Genomic DNA, 11322 nt, shown 5'->3' on the forward strand with positions numbered 1-11322 from the left:
ATGCTGCTCCAGTCATGGGCTATATTCCCAATCGGTTCGGCAAGGGTATTGGCTTGCTGTGAAATTCCTGCCAGGTTTGTCCCAACAAAGGCTCCTACGCCCCAAAGTATGAATGCAATTAGTCCCTGAGCGGCACCACGCATCCTCTCATTGGCTTCTTCATCAACATAAAGTTGTCCTGCAATGAACAGAAAGTCATAACAAACTCCATGCAGTAATATTGCAGCAAAGACCATCATGGTTTGCATTGAAACTGAGTCAACACTGCCTGCTAAAAGGAAATAACGTGCTGCCCATGCCAGAATACCAATGAAGATGGTCTTTTTATAGCCCAATCTGCTCAGCATTACCGGCAACAGAATCAGGAAAACAACATCCGAAACCTGAGCTAATGACATTTTAGCTGCACTAAATTCCCATCCCAGCTCGGTCACATACTGATTCATGTTCACAAAATAAAAGTAGAGTGGGATACAGATCAGGAACATACATAAGATGAATATGGCGAAGGATGGCTTTTTGAGTAGAGCTAAGGCATCAAGCCCTAAAATTTCACTCATACTTACATCCTTACCGGTCTTCATTGGAGGGGTATGTGGTAAAGTAAGGGAGAACAGCCCGAATATAATTGAAGTGGTTCCGGCAACATAAAACTGAACAGCTGATTGTTCGCCTTTAAACACAACACTAAGGGTTATACCTGCAGCGATCCAGCCGATTGATGAAAGGGTCTTGACCAATGGAAAGTCGCGCTTTTGGTTATCCAAATGACGGAGTGAAAGAGAATTTCCGAGTGCAAGTGTAGGCACATAAGTACAGCAATAAATAATCAGCATCGGATAGAACGAACTGAATGTTGTCATCATTGGAAGAGCGAACAGCATCAATCCTCCGGTAATTCCAAGGAAGGCCAGAAGTTTCTCAGACGCAAAATACCGGTCAGCAAGTAATCCAACCAGGAATGGAGCAATCATTGCACCAATAGCAAAGGCACCATAGGCTAGCCCAATCTGCGCTCCTTCAAATTGAAGCGTCTTGCTAAGGTATGTTCCCATACTGACATACCAGGAGCCCCATATGAAATATTGGAGAAACATAAAAAATGCTAGTTTGGTTTTGAGTTGTGCTTGCATGGCTGTTTTTTATTTTGATGTTTAATTATAGGATTCTGTTTAATTAGAAATTAATTGAAAATTATTTATTTTTTAACTAAAATAACATTTATCATTAAACTTAAAGACATTATAAATTCTAACTGAGAAATTTATTTCTGATTAATAATTATTCGACAAAAGCCTTTTTCTTAATCAGGAATTTTCAATAATAAAGTATTATCCCCGCGTCTATTTATCAAAACTATCTTAACTGAGGGCATTTTTCTGCTACTTTTATTTACAATTATGATACTATTTTCTATAAATTCAATTTCTATTGATTTTATAGTTTAAATTAGTTTAGGTCATTTAAACAGATTTTATCATGAAAGCTTTACAGTATCACATCCCGCTAGAGTTAGATAAATCGTTCATAATTTTCAAGGAAGAAGGGCCGTTTTTCCCTTGTCCCTGGCATTATCACTCTGAATATGAATTGGTCTTAGTCAATAAAAGTACCGGTGTGCGCCAGGTTGGAGATCATATAGGATATTTTATGGAAGGTGATCTTGTATTAATGGGTCCATCACTGCCGCATCTATGGACCAATGATCCGCAATATTTTAAAGGGAAAGCTAATTTAACTGCAGAGGCAACTGTTATACATTTCGTTGATAATTTTTTGGGAAAGGAATTTTATAATCTCCCCGAAATAGAACCTATTAACAACCTTTTGAAACTGTCCAAACATGGGATGGTAATAAGAGGAAAAACAAGGGACAAAATTGCTGCTTTAATGCAGGACATGCAGACAATGAGTGGAATCCAGCGGCTTGCTTCATTGCTGTCAATATTTGATATTCTTTGTGGAAGTAATGAATATGAGCTTCTGGCAAGTCCCGGCTATCTGAAACATGGACTTTTGGATTGTTCGGATAAGTTCAGTAAGGTTAATGCCTATATCCTCAGAAATTTTGATCACGATATAACCCTGAATGAAGTTGCATCTGTTGCGAATATGGCAGTCAGTACTTTTTGTAACTATTTCAAGGAACATTACAGGGTTACTTTTGTTGAGTATTTGAATAAGGTTAGAGTTGGACATGCCTGCAAGTTATTAGGCGAGCTGGATGAGAACGTGGTTGAAATTGCCTACAAATGCGGCTTTAATAACCTGGCCAATTTTAACAGACAATTCAGGAAGATAAAGAATATGACACCAAGTGAATATCGAAGGACATCAAATGTCAATGTCCCTCAGGTTGGAAGTACAGGCAGATGGCTGGTGATATCTAATAGAACGGCGGTGGAGTGTGCGTGAAGTAGGGACCCGATAGCTATCGGGTGGGAAATGGGTAATAGGACTGATACTACTCATATGACAGTCAGGATTAAATTCCAGATAACAGAAAACCGGTAACAGATAACTAGTTATCCTGATCCTGCTCCTTCCACTGCTTGCTGAATGATTTTTCAGCCACTTTTGGAAGTTCACGATGTTTACCCCAGCTTTTCTTGAAGAAAGTCCGGAGCATTAAATTTTTGAATTTGCCCCCGAACATATCCATCGTTTTGCGTTTCAACATACCCGTTTTCCATCCTTTCCATCCCATATTTTCTGAAAGCGGACTTAATCCCTGCTGAACAGAATCCCTTCTGTTCAATAATAGCATTTTATGGATATCGATCTTCACCGGACAAACTTCGGTACATTTTCCGCAGAGACTTGATGCATAGCTTAAATGCTTGAATTCTTTCATGCCGGCCATATGCGGAGTGATGATCGAACCAATCGGACCGCTGTAAGTAGTTTCATAGGTATGACCGCCTATGTTCTTATATACAGGACAAGCATTAAGACAAGCGCCACAGCGTATGCAGTATAATGCCTGGCGTTGCTCTTTCTGGGCAAGCAGATTGGTACGGCCGTTATCCAGTAAGATTACATACATTTCCTCCGGTCCGTCACTTTCATTTCCTTGTCTTGGACCTCCCAGAATTGTATTATATACAGTCAGATTTTGTCCGGTACCATGGCTTGATAATATCGGCCAGAACAGATCCAGATCATTCATCGTAGGAATTACCTTTTCAATACCAACTATTGCAATATGGATTTTTGGGAAAGTGGTTGTTAATCTCGCATTTCCTTCATTCTCTGTGAGTGCAATGCTGCCGCTATCGGCAATCAGGAAATTTCCGCCGGTTATACCAATATCATAGGAAGTATATTTTTCCCTCAATAGCTCCCGGGCTTTCATGGTGAGCTGTTCTGGAGTGGAATCTATTGGAGTTCCGAATTTTTCATTGAATAATTTTGCGATATCCTCCTTGCTCAGGTGCATTGCAGGAGTAACGATATGGTAAGGCTTCTGACCCAATAGTTGAACAATGTACTCACCAAGATCACTTTCCAACGCCTCAATATGGTTTTTTTCCAGAAATTCATTTAGGTGAATTTCTTCGGTAGCCATAGATTTGGATTTGATGACCGTTTTTGCCCCGGATTTTTTGATGATCTGAAGGATTTCATTCTGAGCCTCTTCTATATCATTCGCCCAAATCACTTTGCCTCCTTTTTTTTGGAAATTTGACTCAAACTCCGGAAGAAGTTTGTCAAGATTTTCCATCACTTTCCATTTTATAGTATGGGCTTTTCGTTTAGAATTTTCAAGATTGGCAAGTTTTGACAATCCCCGTTCAACAGCTACATGATATTTACTAATATTGTAATTTATGATACGGCGATGATCCAGATCAAAGGCTTTTGTATCGGAGGTGTGGATGAAATCGGTGGCTAACTTACTCATTAGGCGAATTTAGTTATTTTGAACTTAAACTCTATTGCTGTTTGGTTTTTTGCTCAAAAGGAAATGTTTTGAGATATTTTCAGACTGCTTGTAACGAAAAGCGATACCTTAACGTCTATATAAATGTGACAATCGGTATAGCATGCCATGTGTTGCAGGTAATGTTCAATATTCCGGAATGTTGAGCAAGCTGTATTGAAGAAGATTACGTCACGTTTATTATTTATTTACAAGATGAATCCGACACAAGAAAACTATAAAAATAAATGGATGAAACATTTTATTAAATTATTAATACCAGGACTCTTATTATTGGCATCCTGTAGTTCAAAGGTCTATAAAGACAAAGCATTTTTTTCAAGGCCTGAACCTGGAACCCAGATCTTAGCAGTACTTCCTGCTGAAGTAATATTTACAGGCAATTTGCCAAAGAATTGGGGAATGGATCGTGTTTCCAAAATGGAAATTGAGCAGAGCGGCAAAATTCAGGAATCTATTTATGATGACCTTTTATTCCATGCTACAAGCAGCGATTTACGAAATAAATGGAGCGTAAAGCTGATGGATTTTCGGCTGATTAACAGTAAACTTGAAGAGAATGGAATTTCGATAAAAGATTCCTGGAAGCTCTCATCTGCCGAATTAGCAAAGATTCTGGGTGCAAATATGCTCATCCGTACAAGGGTGCAGAATAAGCGCATAATGTCAGAAGCTGCTGCCGCCGGCATTAATGTTGGTGCTTCAGTATTGCGCGGCGTATTAAATAACGGTTCTTCAACAGGTTATGTGCCCGGGGCACGTGCGAGTGAGAATGATATGAGTCTTTCTTTATACCATTCTTCAAAATCGGAAGCGGTTGCGAGAATCAGCTCTGAAAGAAAATTACGGGCGAAAAAACTGCCGGTCTATGTGAAGAACTAAAAGCAATCCGGATCCGGCTAGCCGAAATATTTCATATCCGGTCTCAATTAACAAATTATCTATTTTTTAACAAACGCCTTTCTGGTACAGGAATCCTATTGACTGTTACAGCCTGGAATGGTACAATATCAACCAAATGAAATCAATAAATTTAAATTTTATTTACCTGTTGAGCCTTATAATCGGCTTAAGTTCATGTGTGAAAGAGGAGAGTAGCTTGCAGTTACCGGCTCCACTGGAGATGAATACATTTAGAATCATGCTTGATTCACTTCCTGATGGTTCTGCTTATGACACTTCTGATTTATTTGCATTCGTAACGATAAAAAATGATAAGGACGAAGATGTACTGAGCAATAAAAAACTGCTCATCAGCTTCAACGGTAAGTACGTCACAGAGAAAATTAAACTTGATCCCGGAAATTATAAAATAAGCAGTTTAATAATCGGTAATGGGGATAGTTACACCCAATTTGCGGCACCAAAGGCCAATTCTGCTAAAGCTTCAGAAGTACAAAAGCCTTTGAATATCAGTTTTAAACTTGAGAATGCTGATATTTTTGACCTTCCTGTTGAAGTTGTGAAAGTTCTGAATGAAGATAAAGCAGAGAATTTTGGCTATCAGACAGCTGATTTTAAAATCCAAAGTATTGATGAGAATAAATTCATCAAAGTAAAACTTCAGGCTGTCATCAGGGTGGGGGATATTATCTATGATAATATTCCCACATTATTCAAACTTAGTAACTGGGATTCAAATGGGGTACTGACTGAGAAGGATACTTTACTTGCGGGAGGTGTAAATGAGATTTTCTTGCCAAAATCTGGAGTAAAATATCAGTTTAAACTGAGTAAATGGGGAGTTTCAGATGAGATGACTCTCAATAAAGACCAGATCAGTGAAGGTGTTGTTTATACTTTGGGAGGAGCTAAGTCTCCAAAAAAATTACGTCTTGAAGAGCAATTTACCTTCACCCAGGCGGGATATATGCCATCCGGCAAAACAATATACAACTATGATCCAAACGGTAATCTTAAGCAAATTGATTTTTACGACAAAGTGCCACAGTATAGTGACCTGCGTTTAAGCTGGAGTAAAGTTTATGTTTATTCGAATGCTAAGCTCAGTAAGATTAATTATATCAATGATCAGGGGACTTTTGTTGGCTATCTGGAGCTAACATACAATACAGAAGGCACAAAGATCATAAAGATGAAAGAAGTAAATTATGATCAGGTAACCAATGCTCAGCTTGAGTATCAGTTCCCTACAGGATATGCAAGGATTAACTTTAAGTATACCTTCTCAAATGGGAATACTATGGACTATGTTCAAAAAATCATCGGAGGAAACAGAACAGAAGACTCTGCAAGCAGTCCGGGAGGGGGTGAAAGTGGTTTATACCAGTATGATTTCAATATCAACCCTTATACCCACATGAACATGCCGAATATCTTTCTTTCGAATTTGCCTAAGAATAATCTGGTGAATCAGAAGAAAACATATTCAGGAAGTATTCCCTCAGCAGAACCTTATAAATTTGAGTACAGCTATGATGATGATGGGTATCCAAAAGAATTGATAAAAAGCTTTAAAAACTATTTAAACGGAGAGCATTTATTTAAAATAAAAACGGTGTATAGCTATTGATATTTCTTTGTGGAGGTTCTCGCCTTCGTGAGATCCGATAGTTATCGGATGACAAGCGTTGTTGGGGTAAGGAGATTCCAGCGAAAGCTGGAACCTCCCAATCCTTAAATAAGGACATTGTGGGGGCCGAAAGAGTAAATTTTTTTACCGGATGCTCGTGTTTGACCAATAATCTATTAATAGTATTTGAAGTAAAATCTAAGCAGGACTCTTAATCCTTCACATCTACCACCGGCCTTTTATCCCTCATCACCAGATCCCATCCTGTATAGTAGGCTAATTGAGCCCGTTTTGCCAGAAGCTCAAAATTGATCTTGCTGATATCGTCACTACCTTTGTGATAATCAGCATGCTTACCATTATAGTAGAAAATAACAGGTACTCCGTTTTTAGCGAAATTATAATGGTCTGACCAGTAATAGATCTGATCATCAGGAGCGTTATGTTTATAATCGATCTTCATTCTGGTATATACAGCATTGGCATTCTCACTGATCTTATGTAGATCAGTACTTAATCTGTCTGCTCCTACCAGAAAACAGTAATTTGTTGAATCAGGAGAACTTTGGTATTCTTCACCAATGCGTCCAATCATATCCACATTCAGGTTAGTAATTGTTTTTGCAAACGGGAAGACAGGATTGATTGAATAATATTCAGATCCCAGCAGGTTTTTTTCCTCACCGGTAAACATCAGGAACAGAATACTTCTCCTCGGACCATTTCCTTCTTTTTTTGCTTTGGCAAAGGCTCTGGCAATAGCAAGGACTCCGGAAGTGCCCGAAGCATCATCATCAGCACCATTAAATACTTTGTCTTTTCCTCCTTCGGGATTCAGACCTATATGATCATAATGGGCAGAATAAACAAGCAGTTCATCCTTAAGGTCTGTTCCTTCAAGATAACCGAGAACATTGGATGATTTGAGTTCTCTTTTCACAGGCTCATAATTCAATTTAACATCAACTTTAACTAGCTGTGATCCATTACCTGCATTTAGTTCCTCGAATATTTTTCCGGATCTGCTGAGGATCTTATCTGCAATTTCAGATCCGATTTGAATGACTCCCGGGGTATTTTCTCGCATCGGAATACTTTCTCTGATACCATTTTTCACACTAAGGCTTGCACCTGATAGATGGGAATGTGGAGTCCTGGTTTTGGCAGCATTCACTGCAATTATCAATTTAGGTTTTTTGCTCTTTACAAAGTTTAGTCTTCTGGTAATTTCAGCGGATTCTCCATCTTGCTTCAATAAAACTACTTTATCTGCTATGGCTGTGTTTTTAAGATTTGATTCTGTTCCGGATCCTATGAAAATGATTTCATCAGCATTAATTGTTTTTGCTTCTCCGCTTCCGGTGAATGAAAAGTCGGTTCCATATTGTAGTTTGCTACCATTTACTTCTAATGAATTGACAATAATGGATGTTTCGATTAACTCAACATCCTGAAGATAAGAACCCTTAACAGGGGCAATGAGTTTCAACTTCCTGAACTCGCTGGCAAGATAAGCTACGGCCATTTCAGCCCCGCGTTTTCCGGTTTCTCTGCCCTCAAATTTATCAGAAGCCAGAACTTTCAAGTGTTTTTTAGTTCTTTTTGCATTGATCTCGGCGGCATATTTTTGTGCTGCGGGATCCTGAGCAATGCATTGAATCGAAATGACTGCAAAGAGTAAAAAGCCTGCTAGTTGTTTTTTCATTATTAATTCGTATTCAGGATGATGCTTATTATTTATAAATGTAACCCTTTAGGCCATAAATAAAAAAGCCCCGCCCCGGATCTATTCCGGAGCGGGGCTTTTTTATTTGCTTTAATTAATTCTATCGTGTAGCCGGCATATCATTTTTGACATCTACAACCGGTCTTTTATCCCGGTTCAGGAGGTCCCAACCTGTATAGTATACTAGTTGCGCACGTTTGGTAAGCAAATCAAAATTTATCTTGCTTACTTCGTCACCCGGTTTGTGATAATCTTCATGTACGCCATTAAAATAAAATACAATTGGAACACCATTCTTGGCAAAATTATAGTGATCTGAGCGGTAATAGATTCGCTCCGGATCATTAGGGTCATTGTATTTATAATCAATCTTCATTTTAGTATAAATAGCATTGGCATTTTCGCTGATCTTATGAAGGTCGGTGCTCAATTTGTCGGAACCAATCAGGTAGCAGTAATTTGCCGAATCAGCAGTGCCTTTATACAACTCCCCGGTTCTTCCGATCATATCAATATTCAGGTTGGTAATGGTATTTGCCATAGGGAAAACCGGATTCATTGAGTAATACTCTGATCCTAACAGACCTTTCTCTTCACCGGTTACCATTAAGAACAGAACACTCCTGCGTGGACCATGCCCTGCTTTTTTAGCTTTGGCATAAGCTCTTGCTATAGATAATACTCCGGTTGTCCCCGATCCGTCATCATCGGCACCATTATTTACCTTGTCAGTACCACCATCAGTTGTAAGTCCGATATGATCATAATGTGCTGAATAAACCACCAGTTCATCCTTAAGATCACTTCCTTCCAGATATCCCAAAACGTTCACTGATCTTACATCTTTATTCACAGGTCCATAATTCATTGAAATCTGAGATTTCAAAACCTGCGATTGAGGGATGCCGCTATTATCTATTGCTGATTTTAAATCTTCGTAGTTCTTTCCTGAATTTTTCAGGATCTGATTGGCTACATCAGGAGTGATACTTACAATAGCCGCGCTTCCAGGTTGATTACTTATTGCTGCTTTTGTTTCTTTTTTGATAGTTAATCTGCCACTTCTTGGGGAATATGATTGAAGGGCCGCACTTACATCCGGACTTACTGCCAGAATCAGTGAGGGGCTCTTGCTCATAACATACTGTAAGCGTTTAAACCGGCTGGTACTCCAGTCTGATGCTTTGGAGCTTTTACTGATTGCGGATACTCCATTGTTCATCGGCTCTCCCTTATTAATCAGCAAAACCACTTTTCCGGCTATATCGGTATTTTTGAGGTCATCATAGTTCTCTGCACCTATTCCATAGCCAATAAATACTATTTCGCTGGCATCAATCGATTTAGCATCACCACTACCACTAAATAGGAATTCTTTTCCCAGGCTTAAGGATTTGCCGTTTGCGGTAAAGGAAGTAACATCGAAAGAGGTTTCTACCAGCGGTACATCCTGAAAATATGATCCGTTAACCGGTGCAGTTAACTTTAATTTTTTAAATTCTTTGGCGATGTATTTGGCTGCTTTTTCTGCCCCTGCTTTACCTGTTTCTCTGCCTTCAAACTTGTCGGATGCAAGAATTGTCAGATGCTTTTTAGCTTTTTTGACATTAATTTCTGTCGCAAATTTTTGTGCATTTGGATCCTGAGCGAATGCCTGTGCGGAAACACTGAGCAGGAATAGCGCCCAAATTGTTTTTTTTGAAATCATATTTTGTTTGGTTAGTTTAAAATTATCAACAGGAGATTTTATTCACCCTGTTGGCATGGCGCCCTCCTTCAAATGCTGTACTTATAAATTTCTTACAGATCTGTTTGGCCAGTTCAGGGCTAATAAATCTTGCCGGGATACAGAGAACATTGGCATTGTTATGAGATCTGGCCAGTTCGGCAAGCTCTTCATTCCAGCAGATTGCTGCTCTGATACCCTGATGTTTATTGGCTGTGATTGCTACCCCATTAGCACTTCCACAAATCAATATCCCAATTGTAAATTCAGCTTTTTCTACAGCACTGGCCACAGGATGTGCAAAATCCGGATAGTCTACAGAATCGGCACTGTAGGTTCCAAAATCCTTAATACTATACTCTTTCAGGAAATCAATAAGCATGTTTTTGTATTCAAAACCTGCATGATCGGCTCCAATTGCAATTGATATATTGTTATTCATGGCTTTAAATGTTCAATTAGTCTTTATAAAATTCTATTTCTGCTTTTTTCTTATTGCTTGCTACCCTTGCTGAGACATAAATACTAATCTCATAGAGTAAAAACAGTGGGAAACTAACAGTAAGCATAGTTATAAGATCGGGAGTAGGGGTCACTATTGCAGCAATAATTAGTATGATTACTGTAGCATATCTTCTGGATGACCTCATGAATTCAGGAGTCATGATCCCAAGCTTAGACAAAATAAAGATAATTATCGGCAGTTCAAAGGTGATTGCAGCTCCGATGGTTAGTGTTGCAACAACAGAGAAATAGGATGAAATGGTAATCTGATTATTAATGATTGAACTTACTTCCCAGTTAGATAAGAAGTTAATGGATAATGGGGCAATTATATAATAACCGAACAGTAAACCTATTATAAATAGTAGAGATGCCCAGAATACAAATCCGGTTGCCGATTTACGTTCATTTTCATGTAAAGCCGGCTTCACAAAACGCCAAATTTCAAACAATAAATAGGGTACACCCAGCACAATACCTATCATCAATGAAGAATTTAGCTGTAGGGTAAACTGTCCGCCCAGTTCAGTATTGATAATATTGAAACTTAGTTTTTTAACACAAAAATCGGCACCAAGATTGAATTTCTCAGTCACTGCACACATCATCCTATAGGTCCAGAAATCGGTACGTCCCGGACCCATAATGATCTGATCGAAAATAAAATCATAAAAACTGTACGCAAGTACAGTGAAGGCAACAATGGCAATAGAAGCCCTGATCAGATGCCCCCTGAGGACATCCAGATGATCAAAAAAAGACATTTCGGCTTCAATGGTTTTACCCTTTTCCTTGATAGCCTTTACCAGGTCAGTACGTTCCTCACTCATAATTTTTAAACAAAAATACCATTCTGTTTAATTTAAGAATGGTATTCAGTGGATATTTAA

The 11322-nt window shown here is 38.7% G+C and carries 9 protein-coding genes; 3 read left to right on the top strand and 6 right to left on the bottom strand.

Going from position 1 to position 11322, the window contains the following annotated elements; genetic code table 11:
* Positions 1-1133, bottom strand: a 1133-nt coding sequence (locus tag VGE44_RS11950; protein ID WP_331079313.1) for an MFS transporter, incomplete at its 3' end; no start/stop codon positions are given.
* Between the two features lie 346 nt (positions 1134-1479).
* Here VGE44_RS11950 and VGE44_RS11955 point away from each other — a divergent pair.
* The gene (locus VGE44_RS11955; RefSeq protein ID WP_331079315.1) at positions 1480-2415 is read left to right on the top strand and encodes an AraC family transcriptional regulator; all 936 of its coding nucleotides are present in this window, start codon (positions 1480-1482) and stop codon (positions 2413-2415) included.
* Between the two features lie 106 nt (positions 2416-2521).
* Here VGE44_RS11955 and VGE44_RS11960 read toward each other — a convergent pair whose 3' ends face one another.
* On the bottom strand, positions 2522-3904 hold the full coding sequence (locus VGE44_RS11960; RefSeq protein ID WP_331079317.1) for a LutB/LldF family L-lactate oxidation iron-sulfur protein: 1383 nt from the start codon (positions 3902-3904) through the stop codon (positions 2522-2524).
* 270 nt (positions 3905-4174) lie between these two features.
* Between VGE44_RS11960 and VGE44_RS11965 the strand changes: the two genes are divergently transcribed.
* Together VGE44_RS11965 and VGE44_RS11970 are read left to right on the top strand one after the other, a co-directional pair.
* Complete coding sequence (locus VGE44_RS11965; protein WP_331079319.1) at positions 4175-4825, top strand: hypothetical protein; 651 nt, start codon at positions 4175-4177, stop codon at positions 4823-4825.
* Positions 4826-4961: 136 nt separating this feature from the next.
* Complete coding sequence (locus VGE44_RS11970; RefSeq protein ID WP_331079321.1) at positions 4962-6476, top strand: hypothetical protein; 1515 nt, start codon at positions 4962-4964, stop codon at positions 6474-6476.
* A gap of 211 nt (positions 6477-6687) precedes the next feature.
* Here the strand turns inward: VGE44_RS11970 and VGE44_RS11975 are convergent, their stop codons facing one another.
* The 4 genes from VGE44_RS11975 to tatC form a co-directional block, all read right to left on the bottom strand.
* Positions 6688-8181, bottom strand: a complete 1494-nt coding sequence (locus VGE44_RS11975) for a M28 family peptidase (RefSeq protein WP_331079323.1) — start codon at positions 8179-8181, stop codon at positions 6688-6690.
* Between the two features lie 121 nt (positions 8182-8302).
* The gene (locus tag VGE44_RS11980) at positions 8303-9910 is read right to left on the bottom strand and encodes a M28 family peptidase (protein ID WP_331079325.1); all 1608 of its coding nucleotides are present in this window, start codon (positions 9908-9910) and stop codon (positions 8303-8305) included.
* Positions 9911-9935: 25 nt separating this feature from the next.
* Entirely contained in the window at positions 9936-10370 is a 435-nt protein-coding gene (gene rpiB, locus VGE44_RS11985) for a ribose 5-phosphate isomerase B (RefSeq protein ID WP_331079327.1), read from the bottom strand.
* A 16-nt stretch (positions 10371-10386) separates the two neighbouring features.
* Entirely contained in the window at positions 10387-11262 is an 876-nt protein-coding gene (tatC, locus tag VGE44_RS11990) for a twin-arginine translocase subunit TatC (RefSeq protein WP_331079330.1), read from the bottom strand.
* Between the last annotated feature and the right edge of the window lie 60 nt (positions 11263-11322).

The organism is Daejeonella sp., from assembly GCF_036405355.1.
GTDB lineage: Bacteria > Bacteroidota > Bacteroidia > Sphingobacteriales > Sphingobacteriaceae > Daejeonella.

Coding starts and splice junctions, on each gene's coding strand:
- VGE44_RS11955 (WP_331079315.1), top strand. CDS start 1,480: ATGAAAGCTTTACAGTATCACATCCCGCTAGAGTTAGATAAATCGTTC.
- VGE44_RS11960 (WP_331079317.1), bottom strand. CDS start 3,904: ATGAGTAAGTTAGCCACCGATTTCATCCACACCTCCGATACAAAAGCC.
- VGE44_RS11965 (WP_331079319.1), top strand. CDS start 4,175: ATGAAACATTTTATTAAATTATTAATACCAGGACTCTTATTATTGGCA.
- VGE44_RS11970 (WP_331079321.1), top strand. CDS start 4,962: ATGAAATCAATAAATTTAAATTTTATTTACCTGTTGAGCCTTATAATC.
- VGE44_RS11975 (WP_331079323.1), bottom strand. CDS start 8,181: ATGAAAAAACAACTAGCAGGCTTTTTACTCTTTGCAGTCATTTCGATT.
- VGE44_RS11980 (WP_331079325.1), bottom strand. CDS start 9,910: ATGATTTCAAAAAAAACAATTTGGGCGCTATTCCTGCTCAGTGTTTCC.
- rpiB (WP_331079327.1), bottom strand. CDS start 10,370: ATGAATAACAATATATCAATTGCAATTGGAGCCGATCATGCAGGTTTT.
- tatC (WP_331079330.1), bottom strand. CDS start 11,262: ATGAGTGAGGAACGTACTGACCTGGTAAAGGCTATCAAGGAAAAGGGT.